The 18,690-nt window shown below is 68.7% G+C and carries 23 protein-coding genes; 14 read left to right on the top strand and 9 right to left on the bottom strand.

Annotated elements, in window-relative coordinates; genetic code table 11:
• Complete coding sequence (locus NOW55_RS09730; RefSeq protein ID WP_256399904.1) at nucleotides 1-657, bottom strand: helix-turn-helix domain-containing protein; 657 nt, start codon at nucleotides 655-657, stop codon at nucleotides 1-3.
• Nucleotides 658-742: 85 nt separating this feature from the next.
• Here NOW55_RS09730 and NOW55_RS09725 point away from each other — a divergent pair, with 85 nt between their 5' ends.
• Nucleotides 743-1,663 (top strand): alpha/beta fold hydrolase, encoded by a 921-nt coding sequence (locus NOW55_RS09725; RefSeq protein WP_256399903.1) that lies wholly within the window; start codon nucleotides 743-745, stop codon nucleotides 1,661-1,663.
• A gap of 86 nt (nucleotides 1,664-1,749) precedes the next feature.
• Here the strand turns inward: NOW55_RS09725 and NOW55_RS09720 are convergent, their stop codons facing one another.
• Nucleotides 1,750-2,196, bottom strand: a complete 447-nt coding sequence (locus tag NOW55_RS09720; RefSeq protein ID WP_256399902.1) for a bis(5'-nucleosyl)-tetraphosphatase — start codon at nucleotides 2,194-2,196, stop codon at nucleotides 1,750-1,752.
• A gap of 102 nt (nucleotides 2,197-2,298) precedes the next feature.
• On the opposite strand from NOW55_RS09720, the gene NOW55_RS09715 reads away from it, so the two are divergent.
• From NOW55_RS09715 to NOW55_RS09700, 4 genes are all read left to right on the top strand, one after another.
• Nucleotides 2,299-2,631 carry an uS10/mL48 family ribosomal protein gene (locus NOW55_RS09715; protein ID WP_256399901.1) on the top strand — a complete coding sequence of 111 codons (333 nt, stop codon included), beginning with the start codon at nucleotides 2,299-2,301 and terminating at the stop codon, nucleotides 2,629-2,631.
• A gap of 461 nt (nucleotides 2,632-3,092) precedes the next feature.
• On the top strand, nucleotides 3,093-4,364 hold the full coding sequence (locus NOW55_RS09710; protein ID WP_256399900.1) for an amidohydrolase: 1,272 nt from the start codon (nucleotides 3,093-3,095) through the stop codon (nucleotides 4,362-4,364).
• A gap of 81 nt (nucleotides 4,365-4,445) precedes the next feature.
• Nucleotides 4,446-4,886, top strand: coding sequence for a hypothetical protein (locus NOW55_RS09705; protein ID WP_256399899.1), 441 nt, complete (start codon nucleotides 4,446-4,448; stop codon nucleotides 4,884-4,886).
• Between the two features lie 75 nt (nucleotides 4,887-4,961).
• The gene (locus NOW55_RS09700) at nucleotides 4,962-5,390 is read left to right on the top strand and encodes a hypothetical protein (protein ID WP_256399898.1); all 429 of its coding nucleotides are present in this window, start codon (nucleotides 4,962-4,964) and stop codon (nucleotides 5,388-5,390) included.
• Here the strand turns inward: NOW55_RS09700 and NOW55_RS09695 are convergent, their stop codons facing one another.
• Complete coding sequence (locus NOW55_RS09695) at nucleotides 5,391-6,761, bottom strand: geranylgeranyl reductase family protein (RefSeq protein ID WP_256399897.1); 1,371 nt, start codon at nucleotides 6,759-6,761, stop codon at nucleotides 5,391-5,393. It abuts the gene before it with no gap.
• 110 nt (nucleotides 6,762-6,871) lie between these two features.
• On the opposite strand from NOW55_RS09695, the gene NOW55_RS09690 reads away from it, so the two are divergent.
• Nucleotides 6,872-7,210 (top strand): 2Fe-2S iron-sulfur cluster-binding protein, encoded by a 339-nt coding sequence (locus NOW55_RS09690; RefSeq protein WP_256399896.1) that lies wholly within the window; start codon nucleotides 6,872-6,874, stop codon nucleotides 7,208-7,210.
• Nucleotide 7,211: 1 nt separating this feature from the next.
• Here the strand turns inward: NOW55_RS09690 and NOW55_RS09685 are convergent, their stop codons facing one another.
• Entirely contained in the window at nucleotides 7,212-8,057 is an 846-nt protein-coding gene (locus NOW55_RS09685; RefSeq protein WP_256399895.1) for an AAC(3) family N-acetyltransferase, read from the bottom strand.
• A 66-nt stretch (nucleotides 8,058-8,123) separates the two neighbouring features.
• Nucleotides 8,124-9,284: an MBL fold metallo-hydrolase gene (locus tag NOW55_RS09680; protein WP_256399894.1), complete on the bottom strand. Its 1,161-nt coding sequence runs from the start codon at nucleotides 9,282-9,284 to the stop codon at nucleotides 8,124-8,126.
• Between the two features lie 157 nt (nucleotides 9,285-9,441).
• On the opposite strand from NOW55_RS09680, the gene NOW55_RS09675 reads away from it, so the two are divergent.
• The gene (locus NOW55_RS09675) at nucleotides 9,442-10,074 is read left to right on the top strand and encodes a rubrerythrin family protein (RefSeq protein WP_256399893.1); all 633 of its coding nucleotides are present in this window, start codon (nucleotides 9,442-9,444) and stop codon (nucleotides 10,072-10,074) included.
• 48 nt (nucleotides 10,075-10,122) lie between these two features.
• On the top strand, nucleotides 10,123-10,779 hold the full coding sequence (locus NOW55_RS09670; RefSeq protein WP_256399892.1) for a DUF6517 family protein: 657 nt from the start codon (nucleotides 10,123-10,125) through the stop codon (nucleotides 10,777-10,779).
• 201 nt (nucleotides 10,780-10,980) lie between these two features.
• On the opposite strand, the gene NOW55_RS09665 is transcribed toward NOW55_RS09670, so the two are convergent.
• Both NOW55_RS09665 and NOW55_RS09660 read right to left on the bottom strand, forming a co-directional pair.
• Complete coding sequence (locus NOW55_RS09665) at nucleotides 10,981-11,844, bottom strand: 2-oxoacid:ferredoxin oxidoreductase subunit beta (RefSeq protein WP_256298540.1); 864 nt, start codon at nucleotides 11,842-11,844, stop codon at nucleotides 10,981-10,983.
• Nucleotides 11,841-13,595: a 2-oxoacid:acceptor oxidoreductase subunit alpha gene (locus tag NOW55_RS09660; protein WP_256399891.1), complete on the bottom strand. Its 1,755-nt coding sequence runs from the start codon at nucleotides 13,593-13,595 to the stop codon at nucleotides 11,841-11,843. Before NOW55_RS09660 ends, NOW55_RS09665 begins: the two co-directional genes overlap by 4 nt.
• A gap of 124 nt (nucleotides 13,596-13,719) precedes the next feature.
• Here NOW55_RS09660 and NOW55_RS09655 point away from each other — a divergent pair, with 124 nt between their 5' ends.
• The gene (locus NOW55_RS09655; protein ID WP_256399890.1) at nucleotides 13,720-14,358 is read left to right on the top strand and encodes an FAD-dependent oxidoreductase; all 639 of its coding nucleotides are present in this window, start codon (nucleotides 13,720-13,722) and stop codon (nucleotides 14,356-14,358) included.
• Here the strand turns inward: NOW55_RS09655 and NOW55_RS09650 are convergent.
• Nucleotides 14,355-14,771 (bottom strand): VOC family protein, encoded by a 417-nt coding sequence (locus NOW55_RS09650; protein ID WP_256399889.1) that lies wholly within the window; start codon nucleotides 14,769-14,771, stop codon nucleotides 14,355-14,357. The two genes, NOW55_RS09655 and NOW55_RS09650, sit on opposite strands and share 4 nt — an antisense overlap.
• A gap of 119 nt (nucleotides 14,772-14,890) precedes the next feature.
• On the opposite strand from NOW55_RS09650, the gene NOW55_RS09645 reads away from it, so the two are divergent.
• Nucleotides 14,891-15,475, top strand: coding sequence for an NUDIX domain-containing protein (locus NOW55_RS09645; RefSeq protein WP_256399888.1), 585 nt, complete (start codon nucleotides 14,891-14,893; stop codon nucleotides 15,473-15,475).
• A 37-nt stretch (nucleotides 15,476-15,512) separates the two neighbouring features.
• Nucleotides 15,513-15,755, top strand: a complete 243-nt coding sequence (locus NOW55_RS09640) for a hypothetical protein (protein ID WP_256399887.1) — start codon at nucleotides 15,513-15,515, stop codon at nucleotides 15,753-15,755.
• Here NOW55_RS09640 and mce read toward each other — a convergent pair.
• On the bottom strand, nucleotides 15,689-16,075 hold the full coding sequence (gene mce, locus NOW55_RS09635) for a methylmalonyl-CoA epimerase (protein WP_256399886.1): 387 nt from the start codon (nucleotides 16,073-16,075) through the stop codon (nucleotides 15,689-15,691). The two genes, NOW55_RS09640 and mce, sit on opposite strands and share 67 nt — an antisense overlap.
• A 117-nt stretch (nucleotides 16,076-16,192) precedes the next feature.
• On the opposite strand from mce, the gene NOW55_RS09630 reads away from it, so the two are divergent.
• The 3 genes from NOW55_RS09630 to NOW55_RS09620 all read left to right on the top strand — a co-directional run bounded on the left by NOW55_RS09630 (nucleotide 16,193) and on the right by NOW55_RS09620 (nucleotide 18,683).
• The gene (locus NOW55_RS09630) at nucleotides 16,193-16,432 is read left to right on the top strand and encodes a YgaP-like transmembrane domain (protein WP_256399885.1); all 240 of its coding nucleotides are present in this window, start codon (nucleotides 16,193-16,195) and stop codon (nucleotides 16,430-16,432) included.
• Between the two features lie 73 nt (nucleotides 16,433-16,505).
• Nucleotides 16,506-17,618 carry an aminotransferase class V-fold PLP-dependent enzyme gene (locus tag NOW55_RS09625; protein ID WP_256399884.1) on the top strand — a complete coding sequence of 371 codons (1,113 nt, stop codon included), beginning with the start codon at nucleotides 16,506-16,508 and terminating at the stop codon, nucleotides 17,616-17,618.
• An 87-nt stretch (nucleotides 17,619-17,705) separates the two neighbouring features.
• Entirely contained in the window at nucleotides 17,706-18,683 is a 978-nt protein-coding gene (locus tag NOW55_RS09620; RefSeq protein ID WP_256399883.1) for a hypothetical protein, read from the top strand.
• Nucleotides 18,684-18,690: the final 7 nt, after the last annotated feature.

Genomic DNA, 18,690 nt, shown 5'->3' with positions numbered 1-18,690 from the left:
TCAGCTCTGGCGACGTGGCCTGCCGACGAACCCCCGGACCAGCGCGGCCTCCCCCTTCCGGAGCAGCTCGCCGGCGGTGCTCGCCGCGCAGTCGAGTTCGGCCGCCACGTCGGCGACGCTCCCGGTTCTCGGGACGTCGTAGTATCCCACGGCGACAGCAGCTGCGAGCGCCTCGTGCCGGCGGGGCGTCACATCGACCGCGGGCGTGGACCAGCGCCGGAAGTCGGCGACGCGCTCGACCGTCGCGTCGACGTGCTCGCGGAGGTCCGCGTGGAACTCGGCGAGGAACTCGCTCTCGCCGACGGCCTCGACGCGCGCCCGGCCACCCGCCTCGAACGTGACCGGCGGGAGGAAGACGACGCCCGAGTCGGCGACGAGGTCGAGCACCGGCGCGCCGAGCTCGTACTCGGTCTGGTGGACGAACGCGTAGGTGCCCCCGTCGCCCGCCACGAGGTCGACCGCCGTGATGCTCTCGACCGGGTCGAGCAGCGACCGGACCGCGCCGGGCGTCCCGTCGTACCACGCGAGCGTCGTCACGGTGTCCATCGGCCCCCACATCAACAGCTCGGCGCGGGAGACCGCGCTCTCGTCGAGCCGTCGGTGCATCGGATGCGCCAGCGACGGCGGGTAGTCGACGGCGAAGGTGACACGGCGCACTGTCGGGGACTGTGCGGCGATATTATTTAAAGCACCGCATCCATGCGGCCCAAACTCCTCTCCGGTTCGGCGGGAACGTGTTCGTATGAGCCAGTCGTCCGACCTGCAGGACGCGCCCGATGACGTCGAGAGTCCCGACGGTCCCGACGACGGGGCGGTCGGTCCCGCCGTGGCCACCACCGCGGACGGCCGCACTGTCGCCTACGCCGAGTACGGGGACGCCGACGGCGCGCCCGTGCTGTTCCTCCACGGCACGCCCGGCTCACGGGTGCTGGCACGGCTGTTCGACGAGGCGGCACGCGAGCGGGGTCTGTGGGTCCTGGCCCCGGACCGCCCCGGCTACGGCCGGTCCGAGCCCGGGCAGGACGCCGACATCGCCGACATCGCCGACATCGCGGCCGACCTCGTCGCGGTCCTCGACCACGCTGCCGTCGAGAGCGCCCCGGTCGTCGGGTTCTCCGGCGGCGCGGCGGTCGCGTTCGCGCTGGCCGGCCGCCAGCCCGACCGCGTCGACGTGGTCCACAGCGTCTCCGGCGTCGCGCCGCCATCGCTTCAGACCGACCAGCCCGCGGTGCAACGACTGCTCGGGACCCTGGCGACCCGGACGCCACAACTCCTCTCCGGCGTCGTCCGCGCGCAGAGCTGGGTCGCCGACCGCGGCTCCCCGTCGGTCGTCGTCTCGCAGTACACCGACAGCGAGGGCGCGGCCGCGCTGTCGGAGCCGCAGGCCGAGACGTTCCGGCGAGACTTCGTCGCGGGCGTAGGTCCGCGGCGGGCCGGCTTCGTCCGCGAGACGCGGCTGCTCGGTGAGCCCTGGCCCGTCGAACCGTCGATCGTCGACGTCCCGGTCCACTGCTGGCACGGCGAGCGCGACGCGAACGTCCCCGTCGCCGACGCCCGGCGGGTCGCCGACGCCGCCCGCGCCGAGCTGACCGTCGTCGACGCCGACCACGCCACCGCCCTCGTGGAGCACCGCGAGGCGGTGCTCGACGCCTGCATCGAGTGAGAGCGGGCCGAGCCGGAGGCTGGGGCGTCGCTGGAGGGGTAGAATGGGAGAGACGATTGCGAGACGGCTCGCGGAGCCGGTGGCGACTAGTCGTCGCCTGCTTCTTTCTCTGTTTCGAGTTCGTTCAGGAACTCGTGTGCGTCCTCGAGGATGTCGCGGGGACCGTCCTGCGTGACGGTGTTGACCGCCTGTTCGTAGTCCCGCCACTGGAGGTCGCGGTGCTCAGTCGAGAGCTCCGCGCTGGCCTCGTACGATCGGGCGATGAACAGGTGGACCGTCTTGTGGATGGTGTCCCCACCCGCCTCGAAGACGTAGTCGTACTCTTCTCTGAATCCGTCGATGAGACGGAAGTCGTGGATGCCTGCTTCCTCTTTCACTTCTCGGATAGCCGTCTGCTGGAGTTCTTCGTCTCCCTCGACACCGCCCTTCGGGAACTCCCAGTCACCAGGGCGGCTCTTGAGCAGAAGGTACTCGCGCCGGCCCCGCGTGTCGCGAAAGAGGATGGCACCTGCGCTCGTAGCTTCGACTGCCATTACCCCTTTGTAAAGGGTCACCAGTTAAGAGAATATCGGACCGGTTGCCGACGCGTCTCAATGGGTTTTTGACCTTCAGCCGCGACCAGTACCAATACGACCATGAGCTTCGTCACACGCCTCACACTCCAGAGCGGGGACCGTGCCGCCCTCGACAGCGTCGTCGAGGACATCCGCGAGCGCGTCTCCCGCAAGGGTGCGGAGATGAAAGGCCCCCACTCCGCACCACCGGACCGACTCCGTGTCCCGACGTACAAACGCCCCACCAGCGCCGACGGCGCGCAGTTCGACGCCTGGGACTACACCGTCTACAAGCGCGAGATCGAGATCGTCGGCCACGACGACCTCGCCCACACCATCGCCGCCGGCTCGGCGTTCCCCGACTCCGTCCACGTCGCCGCCGAGGTCGAACAGATTCGCGGGCTGGGCTCGTAATCGGTCTTCGCCGGGCAATATTCTCTCGGTCGTTCTCCGCTGACCTCTCCAGTTGCAAACAGTGGCACCTCGAACAGCCAGAAAACCACTCCCGCTCGGCTCCCGGGACCCACGCTGTGCTCCTCCGTCGTCTCGCTGGCCTCCGCTCACTGCGTTCGCGGAGCCCTCGCAGGGCTCACGGGTCGCACGCTCCCCGTTCGCAGTCGCGGTTCTCGCTCGCCAGCGTTCACCCCGAACCCCGCACCGCTCGCGCAGTCTCGCCAGCGTGAGAGCAAGCTCTCACTGGCCATCGGAATCGCGCCGCGATTCCGAGACAGCCGCGCGCCACCCGGCTGCTTCGGCGCTGTCGCCCGTGAAGGTTTACAAATATCGTAAACTCTCGGCCGTCACACGCGACGCCACACCCGGAAACACGCGGCGGCAACTCCGCGGTTAAGTGGCTCGGGCGCGTCGGGCCGGACATGGTAGACCGAGACAGGCTCGTCGCGTTGCGGCGGGCGTTCCACCGCCAGCCGGAGCCGGCGTGGCGCGAGTTCTGGACGACGGCGCGCATCGTCGAGGAGCTGGAGGCCATCGGCGTCGACGAGCTGTACGTCGGCCCGGAGGCGCTGAATACGGACGAACGGATGGCCGTCCCCCCGGAGGCGGAGCTCGAATCGTGGTACGAACGGGCGCTCGACGCGGGCGCGGACGAGTCCATCCTCGAACGCCTCCGGGGCGGGCACACGGGCGCGGTCGCGGTCGTCGAGCAAGGGGCGGGCCCGACGGTCGGGCTGCGCGTCGACATCGACGGGCTCCCGCGCGAGGAGTCGACGGCCGAGGACCACGTCCCCGCCGCGGAGGGCTTCCGGTCGGAGACCGGCGCGATGCACGCCTGCGGGCACGACGGCCACGCGACCATCGGGTTGGGCGTGCTGGAGGCGGTGAAAGAGAGCGACTTCGCGGGCACGCTGAAGCTGTTCTTCCAGCCGGCCGAGGAGCTCGTCGGCGGCGGGAAGGCGATGGCGAAGTCGGGCCACCTCGACGACGTGGACTACCTCTTCGCGCTGCATCTCGGGCTCGACCACCCGACCGGCGAGGTCGTCTGCGGCATCGACGAGTTCCTGGCGGTGAAGCACATCGACGTGCGGTTCACGGGCGAGCCCGCCCACGCCGGCGCGAAGCCCGAGGAGGGCGAGAACGCGGTGCAGGCGGTCGCCACCGCCGTCCAGAACCTCTACGCCATCCCGCGGCACTCCGACGGGGCGACGCGGGTCAACGTCGGGCACCTCGAAGCCGGGAACGCGACGAACATCGTCGCCGAGGAGGCCACCATGGAGTGCGAGGTCCGCGGCGTGACGACGAAGCTGAAGGACTACATGGACGAGCGCGCCCACCGCGTCATCGAGAACGCGGCGGCGATGCACGGCTGCGAGTCCGAGACCAGCGTCGGCGGCGAGGCCCCATCCGCGCGGAGCGACGAGGAGCTCGTGGACATCGTCGGCCGCATCGCGGGCGGCAACGCCGACGTGGAGCGCGTGGTCGACCGGGACGCCCTCGGCGGCAGCGAGGACGCGACGTTCCTCATGCAGGCGGTCCAGCAGCGCGGCGGCCTCGCCGCGTACGTCTGCGTCGGCACGGACCACCCCGGCGGCCACCACACCGCGACGTTCGACGTGGACGAGGCCTCCCTCCCCATCGGCGTCGACGTGCTCGCCGGGGCCATCGAGACGGTCGCAGCGGAGCGCCCCTGACAACGAGGATTAATTTCCCCAATTCTTTCGCGAAGGTGTCTCCGAAAGTATTATTTGATACCGTCTCATTGGACAAAATTAATGTCCGATACAGCTGTCCGAACCGTCGGTCTCTCGGCGGCGGTGCTCGTGGGGGGGCTCACAGCGTCGGTACTGGTGGTCGTGGGACTCGCGCTGGGACCGTTCGGGGTGGAACCGGCACTGGACGTCGTCGCCGAGTACGGCGCGTGGACGCTCGCCATCGCCGCGCTCGCCGCCGGATTCCTGCAGACGTTCGTCACGACCTCGGTCCACCAGCACTACAGCTGGGCACGCGCGCCGGGCGTCCTGCTCCACCTCGCGTGGACCGTCACCTGCGGCTACGCACTCGTCACGTTCGGCGTCAGCATCGTCCCGCTGGTGCTCTGCATCGCGAACGGCATCGCCACCGTCGGCCTGCTCACCGCCGGCGAGGCGTTCGTCACCAGCCGCACCGACACCTCGGAGATGCACGCGACCGAGATCGGCACCGGCTACCGCTGAGCAGGCATTCTATCCCATGGTCGGACGAAAAATTTAGGCCACACCTTTTTGTTTTCATATTACTAACTGGTTTCCATGGGAAGACCGACGTACCGGCCGACGACGGTCACCTTCGCGGCGCTCGTCGCGGCCTTCGGGGGATTCTGGACGCTGGTCGACAGCGGCCTACTACTGGTCGTCGGCGCATCGCTCGAATCGCCACTCGTCGTCGCGTTCGGCGGCGCGATGAAACTGTTCGGACTGCTCCGGATGCTCGTCGCCGGCGCGCTGTTCCAGATGCGAACCTGGTCGCGCCCGGTCGGCATGCTGCTGTTCGCGCTGGCGGCGACCGTCAACATCTGGGGTATCGTCACGACGGGCGCCGGCGGCAGCGTCCTCGCGTTCGTCGCCAACGGCGGCGCGCTCGCGGCGCTGGCGATGAGCGGTGACGCGTTCACCCCGGACGTCGAGCGCGCCGACGTGAGCGACAAACAGGCGACGAAGATCGGGACCAGGTCGCGGTAGTCAGTACTTCGGCTCCGCACCGGTCGTCTCGTACACCGCCTCCATCAGCGTGTCGCGCTTTTCCTGCCACATCTCGAACTCGCCGGGGCTGCTCGGGTAGTGCTCGTAGTGGTCCAGCAGGTCGTCGGCACACTGCTTGGTGCGGTAGAACTGGAGGATGTTCCGCCAGTAGCCGAAGCTCTTGACCGCGAGCTTGGCCTTGAACAGCGTGCTCATCTCGGTGCTGCCCTCGTAGAGCGCCTCGGCGAGCTTCTCGCCCGGCAGTGACGCGAGCAGCCCCATCAGGTCGTCCACGTCGACGGCGGTCGAGAGGATGTTGTACACGTCGAGTGCGGCGTAGCGCGCGCCGAAGTGGTCCATGACGCGCTCGTTGTACTCCCAGAGCGCCGCCTCGCTCACGTCGCCCTGCTCGATGGCCTCCATGGCCTGCTCGCCGGCGTACTTGCCCGCGTAGGCCGCCCCGGCGATGCCGCCGCCGGTGGTCGGGTTGACGTGTCCGGCGGCGTCGCCGACGGCCATGTAGCCCGGCGCGACCGCGGAGTCGTAGGGTCGTCGGGTCGGGAGCGCAGCGCCGAGTTTGTCCTCGACCTCCGCGCCCGCGAACTCCTCGCGGTCGCGGAGGTCCTTCTTCAGGTCGTCGACGAGCTCCATGGGCTCCTCGGTCATCTGGAAGCCCAGCCCGGCGTTGATCTCCGTGTCGGTGCGCGGGAAGTACCAGAGGTAGCCCGCGGCGCGCTCGGTCGGCTTGAACACCAGCGCGTCGTCCCACTCGACGGGCTCCTCGACGCGGACGATCTCGCGGTAGGCCGAGCAGAACTGCGAGTAGTTGACGTTGGTGTCGAACGTCGACCCGGAGAAGTCGACCGTGTCCTGCAGCAGCGAGAGCGCGCCCGCGCCGTCGATGACGATGTCGGCCTCGTACTCGACGGACTCGCCCTTCTTGCTCGCTTTCAGGCCGGTGACGACGCCGTCGTCGTCCTGTGTCACGTCCTGGATGACGGTGTCGTAGTGGAACGTCGCGCCGGCCTCTTTCGCGCCCTGGATGACACAGCGGCCGTACTCCCAGCGGTCGATGACCGCCAGTTCGCCGGGCACCGGGATCTCCAGCACCGTGTCCTCCTGCGGGATCTCGAAGCGCCCGTGGTCGACGCCGGTGTTCGTGAAGGCGGGTTCGAGCTTCTCCTTCGGGATGGCCTCAGGGAACGCGTCCGCGCCCTTGAGTGCGTCCCCGCAGGCGATGTGTCCGGCCTCCTCCGCGTCCTTGCGCTCGACGACGACGACGTCGTAGCCCTCGTGGGCGATGGTCGCCGCCGCGTAGCACCCCGACGTCCCCGCGCCGGCGACGACGACGTCGAACTCGTGGCTTGTCATGCTCACCCGTCGAAGCCGCAGGGAAAAAACGTTTTACTCCCGTTTCTGTCGTCGCTCGGAACCCAGAAAGTGGATAAAGAGTTTTGTTCGGAACCGCTGTAGCCGAAGTCATGACCGACTACACCGTCGAGTTCGTGGGGACGGGCGAGTCCATCACCGTCTCCGACAAGCAGACCATCCTGAAGCGATGCATCGAGGAGGGCATCGCACAGGAGTACTCCTGCCGGGTCGGGATGTGTCTGGCCTGCTCCGCCGAGATCGTCGAGGGCGACGTCGTCCAGCCCGCCGCCCGCGGCCTCACCGAGCAAGAGCGGGAGGACTTCGCACTGACCTGTATGGCACGCCCCGCCTCGGACCTGAAACTCGACCGCGGCAAGTACCCGCCGAGCATCGAGGACGACGCCGCGACGAGCGCCGAATCGAGCGAAGCCGCCGCGGGTGACGACTGAGCTACGCCGACTCGGCCGTCGATTCGAGCGACTCCGGCCTGTTCTCTTCGAACCACGATTCAGCGAAGTCGACGAGCGCACGCTGGTCGACGAGCCGCGTCTCGGCCTCGCCGACCTGCCCCACGGTCACCGCCGTCGGGCACTCCCGTTCGAACGCCTCACCGACCAGCGGGAAGTCGGCGGTGTCCAGCGCCACGTCGTCGAACGCCAGCCAGACCCGTTCGCCGTCGCGGATGGCCGGCCCGCCGCCGGTCTCGCGGCCCTTCGGGAACTCGCCGCGGTACTCCGCGAGGTGACAGGAGGTGGCCGTGGCGTAGTCGGTGCCGAGCATGAGCACCGTCGCGTCGTGGTCGTAGAGGCGCGCGAGCGGTGTCCCCTCGCCGAGCGGTTCGTCGTCGGGGTGTGGAAGGACGATCTCCTCGGCGTCGGCACCCCACGCGGCGAAGGAGACGACGGGGTGGTCGCTCCGGACGACGCCGGGGTACGACCGGAACGTGTTCGGGATGGCCCCGATCCGGGGACAGGGCGTCGACTCGGGCCGGAACGGCGGCATCGTCTCGCGGATGGTCGGCTCCCACTCGTCCGGGACCGGCGGGTTCTGCCAGCCGCTCGGGTCGGAGTAGTCGCCCGTGAACGTCGGCAGCACCAGCGTCCCGTCCTCGGTGAGGGTCCGCTGGAGGGCGTCCACGACCGCGGCCGGGCCGCCGCTGACCCACCCGAGGGCCGACAGCGAGCTGTGCACGAAGACGGTGTCGCCCGCCGACAGCCCGAGCTCGCGCAGGTCAGTGACGATTCGGTCGACGGTGATCGGTTCCTCGCTCATCTCCGCTGGCAGCACGTCGCTCATCTGATTGCTGTGGAGTCGCCGTGCGGCCGATAAAAGTCTTCAGCCCCCATGCGAACCGTTCGCAGGCTATCGCGCCGCGCAGTTGTTCGGCCCGAGCTCGACCTCGAAGGCGGTCCCGTCGTCCAGGCTCTCGCGGCCGAGGTTCGTCTCGATGATGCGCTCGTACTCGTTGGGCTGTGGGGGGAGGTCGGCGAGCACGTAGTCGACGAACTCCTCCCGGGAGAGCAAGAGCGCCTCGACGCGGTCGCGTACCGTCCCGAGCGTCGCGGTGACGGTCCCGTCGTCGGCGCGCGGCGTCTCGTCGTCGCGGTGCCCCGGCGCGACGACCATCGCGTCTGGATAGGTGAGCAGCCGTTCCTGGATGGAGTCGTACAGGCCGGCCGCCAGTTCCGCCGCGCCCTCGTCGCCCTCCTCGAGGTCGGGCCGGGCGACGCCGTCGACGAACAGCCCGTCGCCGGTGAACAGCACGCCCTCGGCGACCAGCGTCGTCATCTCGGTGGTGTGTCCCGGGGTCGCCACGGCCTCGATGGTCGTGTCGCCGACCGCCAGGGACTCGCCGTCGGCCAGCGGGCGTGCGTCGTACGCGAGGCCGCGCTCCCTGGCCAGCTCGGGGAGGACGGGCTCGGCGTCGCTCGCGGCGGCGACGGCCCGCACGCCCGAGACGTGGTCGGCGTGGACGTGGGTGTCGATGGCGTAGCGGAGGTCCGCGCCGCGCTCGTTCGCGTCGGCGACGTACCGGTCGGCGAACGCCCGTAGCGGGTCGACGACGGCGGCCTCGTCGCCGTCGACCACCATGTAGGAGAGACAGCCGCTCGACGGCCGGTCGTACTGGACGACGGTGCCCGCGGCCCCCTCGACCTCGCGGCCAACGAGCAGACGCGCCCAGGCGTCCATCCCGCCGGCGAGGTTCCGGGCGTCGTAGCCGGCATCGACGAGGAGTTCGGCGGCGTGTGCGCTCGCCTCGCCGTGGCCACAGACCGCGACGATGGGCTCGACTGGGCCCTCGCCGACGAGCGAGTCCACGTCGCCGGTGACCTGTGCCTGCACGAACTTCACGTGTGGGACCTGGACTGCGGTGACGCCGGGACCGTCGACGTGCCACGCTTCGAACTCGTCGCGGTCGCGGACGTCGAGCAGCGTGAACGGCTCGCCGGAGCGCACCAGCTCGTCGAGCTCGCGGGCGTCGAGCGAGGGGGTCTCACCGCCAGCTTCGGATGGGACACTCATACCCCGCAGTACGCTCGGCGGGCGGATAAAAACCGTGCGTGAACCCCTCGAGCTCGACCCCCCGGGCACTCGGCCCGCCCCACCTGTAGACACGGTGGAACGCGGAAACGACCGGTGTGGGACAACGTTGAAGCCGACACCGGCCGACACGTCAGGCATGGACGCGACCGCCTTCCGCGAGTCGGTCGAGTCGGCCAGGGCCACCGAGCTCGACCGACTCGGCTCCTCGAAGCTGCTCGTCGCCCTGACCGACGCGGACCTGTCCGAGGAAGCCGTCCTCCGGGCCGCCGCGTTCAGCGAGTTCCTCGCCCGCGAGACGTTCGAATCGTGGGCCGACGACGAGCCGGACGACGAGGCGAGCGCGGTGTTCGCGGACGTGGCCGCCCAGGAGGCCGAGCACTACGAGCGCGTCGTCGACGCCCTCGGTGACGCCGTCGAACCCGACGGCGTCGGCCCGATGCACGCGTACCTCCGGGACCGCGACGACACCGTCGAACGCGCTGCAGCAGGGCTCGTCGGACGCGGCCTCGTCAGCCTCCGCACCCATCTCCAGGTGGTCAGCTTCTTCGTCAACGAGGCCGACGCCGGGAAGGCGGACCTGTTCCGCGACCTCCGGAGCGAGACCGAGGAGTCGCTGGCCGCCGGGCTGGAACTCCTCGACACCCACTGCGAGACCGACGCGGACTGGGAGCGCGCCCAGGCCGTCGCCGAGTACGTCGTCCAGCTCGCCTACGACGACTACGCGGACTCGCTCACCGAGCTCGGCGTCGACCCGAAACCCATCTGCTGAGCGGGAGAGGCCGGAACCTTGATTGCCGGAGGTGGCGAGGGACGAAGCATGGCTTCGAGACGCCTCGCGACGGTTCTCGCCGTGACCCTCCTGCTGACTGGTGCCGGCTGCATCGGCTTCATCACCGGCGAGGAGCCGCTGACCTACAGCGCCGACCGGGCGACGGTCGCCGACAGCGCGCTCGGCGACGGCGGGACGGGCTACACGGAGGCCTCCGTCGAGCAGGAGGTCATCGAACAGACCAGCGAGGACCTCGGCAATCGGACCGTCGTCATCGAGAACTGGGTCGCGCAGTACGAGAAGCAGGACGACTTCATCGACGAGACCGTCGGCGTGTTCGCGGTCGTCTCGACCCACGAGGTCGACGTGGTGGGTGAACCGCAGAACCCCATCGCCAACATGAGCGAGGGCGAGGTACTCACCGAACTCGTCGGCCAGTACGACACGGCATACGGCGACCTCTCGGGTGCCGAACGCACCGACACCCTGCAGGCCACGATGCTCGGCCAGCAGACCGACGTCGCCGTGTTCACGACGACGACGAACTTCGCCGGCCGCGAGGTCGAGGTGAACGTCTACGTCTCCGTCGTCAAACACGGCGACGACTACGTCGTGGCCATCGGCGGCCACCCGACCCAGCTGCCCGACGAGCGCGACGACATCCTCGAACTCATCGAGAACATCGAACACAGCGACGAGGAGTGAACGCGGCTGTCTGTCCTTGAAGGCGGATGCCACCGAACAACCAGCAGTGATGCGAGCCGAGACAAAATATGAGAACGTCCGCGCGAGCGAAGCGAGCGCGGTTCACCGGCGACGAGCGGAGCGAGTCGCCGGCCTTTTTCATCCATGTTTTTGCCGCGAGCGGTTCGAGCGCAGCGAGAACCCGAGCGGCAAAAAGATGGTCTAGTAGAACTCCCGGACCAGGTCCATCGTCCCGTCGGCGGCGCCGTCGGGGATGTCGGCCATGTTCTCGGTGACGCCGTGGGTCTCGTGGTACGGGACGCTCTCCTCGTCCTGCCAGATGACGCCCATGTACTCCTTGTCGCCCTCGAGGATCTTCTCCTTCGCGGACTGGTAGTCGGTCGGGTCGTGGTCCTCCTCCTGGAGGTCGACCAGCGAGTCGCGGAAGTAGTCGTAGGTGTCGACGTCGTTGAACGTCACGCAGGGGCTGAACACGTTGACGAAGCCGAAGCCGTCGTGCTCGATGGCCTGCTCGATGATCTCGGCGTGACGGAGCGCGTCGCTGGAGAACGACTGCGCGATGAACGTCGCGCCGGAGGCGAGCGCGAGCGCGAGCGGGTTGACCGGGGGCTGTTTGGGGCCCTCGGGTGTGGTGCTCGTCTCGAAGTCCTGGCGGCTCGTCGGCGAGGCCTGGCCCTTCGTCAGCCCGTAGATACGGTTGTCCATGACGACGTAGGTGATGTCCGGGTTCCGGCGGACGGCGTGGACGAAGTGGCCCGCGCCGATGGAGTAGCCGTCGCCGTCGCCGCCCGCGACCATCACTTCGAGGTCGGGGTTGGCGAACTTGACGCCGGTGCCGACGGGGAGTGCGCGCCCGTGGACGCCGTGGAGCGCGTAGCTGTGCATGTAGGTGCCGATCTTGCCGGAACAGCCGATGCCGGCGACGACGAACGTGTTGTCGGGGTCGTTGCCCGTGTTCGCCAGCGCCTTCATCATGCCGTTCATCGTGCCGAAGTCACCACACCCCGGACACCAGGTCGGCTGCTTGTCGGACTTGAAGTCGGTGAATTTTACGTCTGAACTCATTGTGCTTTCGCCTCCGTTGCGAGCTTCTCCTCGATGTCGTCGGCCAGCTCGTCGGCCTTGAACCGCACGCCGTTGTACTTGTTGATGCGTTCGACGCGCTCGAGCACGTCGTGTTCGATGAGGTTCGCGAACTGCCCGGTGGCGTTACACTCGACGACGATGGTCGTCTCGGCCGCGGCGATCTCCTCGCTCAGGTCGGGGCGCGGGAAGATGTACGGCACCGAGAGGAAGCGCACGTCGATACCACGCTCGTCGAGGTAGCCCAGGGCCTCGCGCATCGCGCCCTCGTTCGAGCCCCAGGAGATGACGAGGCTGTCCGCGTCGGGGTCGCCGAACTCGCGGTAGTCCCAGTCCTCCTGTTCGCGCGCGGTGTCGACCTTGCGGTTGCGCTTGTCGACCTGCTCGATGCGGACGTTCGTGTCCTCGGTCCGGCGACCGAGCTCGTCGTGCTCGAGGCCGGTGGACATGTGGGCACCGTCGATGGTGCCGGGGAACGCACGCGGGGAGACGCCGTCGTCGGTGTTGGCGTGGGCCCGGAAGCGGCCCTCGTCGTCGAGCCACTCGCCGACGGTGTCGTCGTCGACGACCTTGCCGCGGTCGACCTCGACCTCGTCCATGTCGAACGCCTCCGGCGGGAACGTCTGCTCGGTGACGGCGAGTGCGAGGTCGGCGACGAGGTAGACCGGCGTCTGGTACTTCTCGGCGTAGTTGAACGCCTCGACGGTCTTCCAGAAGCACTCGTCGATGCTCGTCGGCGCGACGACGAAGCGGGGGATCTCGCCGTGGCCGCCGTACAGGGTCATGTTGAGGTCGCCCTGCTCCTGCTTCGTCGGCATCCCGGTCGAGGGACCCGAGCGCATCACGTCGACGATGACCAGCGGCGTCTCGCTGGTCGCGACCAGACCGAACGTCTCGGTCATCAGGTCGATGCCCGGCCCGGAGGTCGCGGTCATCGAGCGTGCGCCGGCGCGTGCAGCGCCGAGGGCCATGTTGATGGCGGACAGCTCGTCCTCGGCCTGGACGACGTGCCCGCCGAACTCGTCGATGCGGCCGGTGAGGTACTCCATCACGTCCGTCGCGGGGGTGATGGGGTAGCCGGCGTAGAAGCGGCAGCCGGCGGCGATGGCGCCCATGCCGATGGCCTCGTCACCGTTGAGCAGGACGTAGTCGTTGTCCGTCTCGTCGAGGTCGTAGTCGACGTCGAGGTCGTAGTTCTCGGCGACGTACTCCTGACCGAGACGGGCGGCCTTCTTGTTGTTCTCGACGATCTTCTCGCCCTTGGAGCCGAAGCGCTTCTCCAGCGCCTCGTCCAGGTTCTTGATGGCGAAGTTGGTGATCTCGCAGGCGGCCCCGAGCGCGACGATGTTGCGCATGATGGCGCCGCCGGCCTCCTCCGCGAGCGATTTCAGCGGGACGTCGACCCCGGTGATGTACTCCGGGTACTCGGCTTCCCAGGAACGCTCGCCGTCGTAGATGACGGCGGATTGGTCGTGGAGTTCGTCGAGGTTCTCGTCGATGGTCCGCTGTGTCAGTGCGACCAGAATGTCCAGTCGGTCGACGACGCTCTGGACCTGTTCGGTCGACGTGCGGATCTTGTACGCGGTGTAGCCACCGCGGATACGCGACGCGAAGTCCTTCGAGGTGAATACGTGCCGTCCAGCCCGTGAGAGGGCCTGGGCGAATATCTTACCGGTGGAGTCGATGCCGTCGCCGGCCTCGCCACCGATAGCCCAGTTCAAGTCCTCGGCCATGTTGTGTTGTGGCTACCGAGCGTGGGAGCAAAAGGCTTCTGAAACACCCGACGACGGGCCGAGGACGGTTTTGCCGCGAGTCGGGAGAGGAACGCCTTTACGGGTGCCATGGGTACCGCCGACCATGGACGAGAGGGTCGTTACGGTCGCAGCGGTGGAGACGGTGGGGCCTGACACCGTCGCGATAGATGTGGAGACACCGGACGGGTTCGAGGCACTCCCCGGCCAGTTCGTGCTCGTGCGTGCCACGGTCGACGGCGAGGAGCTGTCGCGGTACTACACGCTCTCCTCGCCCGACGTGGACGGGACGTTCGAGCTGACCGTCGGGGTCGACCCGGACGGCGACATCTCACCGTGGCTGGCCGACCTCGACATCGGCGCGGAGCTCACCATCGAGGGGCCGTTCGGGAACGTCAGCTACGACGACGAGGGCGACGTGGTCGTCGTCGCTGGTGGCCCAGGTATCGGCCCCGCGGTCGCCATCGCCGAGCGCGCGGTCGACCACGGACACGACGCGGTCGTGCTGTATCAGGACGACGGCCCGGCCCACACGGACCGTCTTGACGCACTCGGAGGCGCGGGCGCGACGATCCACGTCTTCGACGACGACGTAGACGACGACCTGCGCGACGCCATCGGCGAGTACGGCGACGAGGGCACCGTCTTCGTCTTCGGATTCGCCGACTTCTGCGAGCGTGCGACCGACGCGCTCGAGACGGCCGGCCTCGACGCCGACGAGGCGAACGTCGAGAGCTTCGGCTAGATGGACTCGTCGTAGCAGACGAACTCCACGCGGTTCCCCTCGGGGTCCGAGAAGTAGAGGGACCGCCACGACACCCACTCGTGTTCCGCGAAGTCGAGGTCGACGCCGAGGACCTCCAGCCGCTCACGCTCGGCCTCGAAATCGGCGAGGTCGACGGTGAACGCGAAGTGGTCGACGGTCGTCCGTGCGGGTGCGGGCGGGACGTAGTCAGCCTGACCCGAGCGGTCGAACAGCGCGAGTATCTGGGTGTGTCCGCCGTGGCCCTCCCGGAGCTCGAAGAACGTGCTCCCCTCGAACCGCCGGAGGACGACGAGCCCGACCACGTCCCGGTAGAATTCGGTCATCTCGTCGAGGTCGACCACCCGGAGCGCCAGCTCGCCGATCTCCTTCACCGCGGTCTCGTTGCTCGTCATACCCCTGGGGACGTCGGCGGCGGAGAGCTCAGTTTCGGTCCGCCGGCGGCGTTCCGTCGACTCGTGGACGACTGGATTTCGACGGCTATTAGTCGACGCTCCGATTTCGTACGCAGTCCATGCCGCCCGAGTACATCAACGAGGCCGAGGTGGACCGCCGACTCGACCGCCTCCAGGAGCGCTACGTGGCGTTCCCGGTCGTGGAGAAACGGGAATCGCTCAGTCAGGCACAGTACGAGCGGTGGACGGCGGACGTCGACGCCTACGACTACATCGGGGGCGCGTACTGCTGGATCCGCCGTGACGAGGACGAGGCCCCGGCACTCTCCGAGTCGATGCCCGAGGAGGCGGCAGACGACGGCGACCGCGTCCTGCTCATCATGGGTCGCGGGACGAGCCACTGGGGGGTCCCCGGCGGCGGCATCGAGGACGGCGAGATCTCCGAGGAGGCGGCCGAACGCGAGGTCCGCGAGGAGGTCGACATCGACTGTTCGGTCTCGGACGTCCTGTTCGCGGAGCGCGTCATCGGGACCCACGAGTCGACCGGCAGCGAGGTACACCTGCTCTACACGTTCTTCGAGGCCGACTACGTCGAGGGCGAGGTCGCCATCCAGAGCAGCGAGCTCAACGGCGCGTGCTGGTTCCGTGAACTGCCGGACGACCTCCATCCCGCCATCGAGGACCGCGCCCACGACTGGCCATGACCCGGGAAGGGGGCCATCGCACGACATCGGCGACCGGATGCGCGACGACGTCGACGGCGAACTCGCCCGACTTCGTGACCGCTTCGGCGACGACGAGGTCGTCGAGACACGGTGGCTCGACCCCGAGCACCCGCCTGATCCGGTGTACGAGCCGTTCCGCGACCGGGTCTCCCGGTGGGCCAACGCGTCGGCCTCGAAGGCCTTCACGGCGGCTCAGTGCTGGACGAACTCCACGAGTACGCCGCCGGTGTCCTTCGGGTGGAGGAACGCGACCTCGTGACCCCACGCGCCCGGCCGCGGCTCCTCGTCGATGAGCCGCACCTCGTACTCCCGGACCCTGTCGAGGGCGGCGTCGATGTCCTCGGTGGCGAGCCCGAAGTGGTGGATACCCGTGCCACGGTTCGCGAGGAACCGTGCAATCGTGCCGCCCGAATCCAGGGGTTCGAGGAGCTCGAAGTAGCCGTTGCCCACGTCGAGGAAGACGACGTGCATCCCGTCGAACTCCTCCTCGTGGGCGATCTCGAGGCCGAACAGGTCACCGTACAGCTCCGCCATCCCCATCGCGTCGTCTGTCGCGACGCCAGCATGATCGAACTGCATACCCGACCCGACACGTCGCACCGACAAGAAGGTACAGACTCCGGCCCCCGTCGCGTCGCTCCCACGGACCGAGAACAGTGGTGTGCATTTATGGGACAACAATACAATATTACTGGTATGGAACTCAACGTCGGCTCCACAGACCGTCTCGTCCGCCTCCTCCTCGGCGCAGTGCTCCTCGTCGTCGCCATCGTCGTCGGATCGGGTGCCGTGAGCGTCGGCAGCGGGACCGTCGCGACCGTCGGCGCACCGCTCTTACTCGCGGTCGTCGGGCTCGTCCTGCTCGTCACCGGCTACACGCAGACCTGCCCGGCGTACAGCCTCCTCGGCATCCGCACCCTGCGCCGCGGGAACTGACCCGCCGCGCACCCGCCTCGTTTTCACTGCCGAAGCAGAAACCCACTCATAGCCTCGACACACACGACACATCATGAACCCATCACAGCTCCGCGACGACATGCCCGTCCTCGACGAGATCATCTACCTGAACACCGGCGCGAGCGGGCCAAGTCCCCGCCACGTCGTCGACGCGACCGAGTCGTGGTACGAGTTCCACGAGTTCGAGTCGGCGGCGGGGCCGGGGATGTACGAACCCGCCTTCGAGCTGTTCGACGGGGCCCGCGCGACGGTGGCTTCGCACATCGGCACCGACCCCGGCAACGTCGCGCTCACCGGGAGCACGACCGACGGCATCAGCCGGCTCCCGCTCGCGATGGACTGGGACTCGGACGACGTGGTCGTGCGGACCGACGTCGAGCACGCTGCCGGCATCCTCCCCTGGCGACGCCTCCGCGACGAGTACGGCGTCGAGGTGCGGGTCGTGGAGACCGACCAGGGCTGGATCGACCCCGACGACTGGGAGGACGCGGTGCAGGGTGCGACGCTCGCGACGTTCAGCTCCGTCCCCTGGACCTCCGGCGTGCGCGCGCCGGTCCGTGAACTCACCGAGCGCGCACAGGACGCCGGGGCCCGCGTGGTCGTCGACGCCGTCCAGTCGCCCGGCCAGCACCCCATCGACGTGACGGAGTGGGGGGCCGACGCGGTCGCCGCCTCCGGCCACAAGTGGCTGCTCGGACCGTGGGGCGCGGGCTTCCTCTACGTCGACCCCGAGTTCGCCGAGACCCTCGCACCGGCACAGCTCGGCTACCGGAACACCGTCGACCCGTACGCCGACCCCTACGAGTACGTCGAGGGCGCGCGGCGGTTCGAGTTCGGCACCGTCGCACCCGCGCCGTACGCCGGTCTCCAGGCCGCCATCGAGACCATCGAAGACATCGGCCTCGGCACCGTCCAGTCCCGCGTCGAGCGCCTGACCGACCGGCTGAAGGCGGGCCTCGACGAGGGCCGGCTCGTCTCGCCCCGCGAGTACCACACCGGGCTGGTCTCGTTCGCCGACGACGACCCCGAGGCGACGGTGGAGCGGGTGGCCGAACGGGGCATCAAGGTCCGCTCCATCCCGACGACCGGCGTCGTCCGTGCGTCCATCCACGTGTTCAACACCGCCGACGACGTGGACGCGCTCCTCGACGCCCTCGATGGGTGAAAGCCGTCTTTGACCGGTGTTTCGACCGGTAAAAGACCCGTTTCAGCTTGGAGAGGGGTTAATCCCTCCGAGGGAGTATAGCCGGGTATGAAGCGACGGACCCTCCTGAGTTCGCTTGCGAGCATCGGCGCGGTGAGCGTCGCCGGCTGTATCGACGACACCGGCGCTGGCGGCCCCGGCACCGACGAACCGACGACCGACGAGCCCGGCACGACGACCGGCGACGACGACGGCACCGACACGCCGAACGGCACCGACGACGATGACGACGACGGCTCGGACTTCAACCCCGACGAGCAGACCGAGGCCGCACGCTTCGAGATCGGCTCCCCCGAGGGCGTCGCCTTCGCGGACAACAACAAGCCCGTTCCGGTCCACGTCCGCAACGACGCCGACGAGGAGCGCGACTTCGCGCTGCAGGTGACCCGGCCGACCCCCGGGTCGTCCGACGACCTGCAGCTGCGCGACCTCGGCACCACGACGCTCTCGGCCGACGCCTACGTCACCGTCGTGTTCTACGTCCCGGCCGAGTACACCCTCGCCGTCGAGGGCGACGGCCGCACCCTCACCGAGCACCAGCTCGACCACGGCGACTTCGAGTGCAACAGCGGCTTCACATCCATCACGGTCGCCGAGGACTGGTCCGTCGAGACCGGCGGCATCAGCACGATGATGGCCTGCCCGAGCCCGGCCGCGCGGACCATCGGCGTCGGACAGGGCGAGGGCCAGTGCGCCGAAGCGCAGGACCACACCGCGACCGTCTCCTACGGCGACGAGGAGGTGTCCGTCGAGGGCACGTTCATCACGCCGACGCCCTGCTACTCGGTCGACGTGGCCGAGTCGGGCTACGACGACGAGTCCGACGTGTTCGAGCTCGTCCTCGAAGCCACGGAGAACGACGTCGACGGCTGCGTCGAGTGCGTCGGCCAGGTCGACTACGAGGCGACCGTCGGCTTCGAGGCCGACTTCCCCGCCCACGTCTCGGTCGTCCACCGCACGAACGACGGCGACACCGAGGTCGGCCGCGCGACGTGGAACGCGGACTTCGAACTCGGCGGCGAGTAGTTTCCGC

This window comes from Haloarchaeobius litoreus, from assembly GCF_024495425.1.
GTDB lineage: Archaea > Halobacteriota > Halobacteria > Halobacteriales > Natrialbaceae > Haloarchaeobius > Haloarchaeobius litoreus.
The sequence above is the reverse complement of the archived record's forward strand: the minus strand, read 5'-3'. Positions and strand labels throughout refer to the sequence as shown.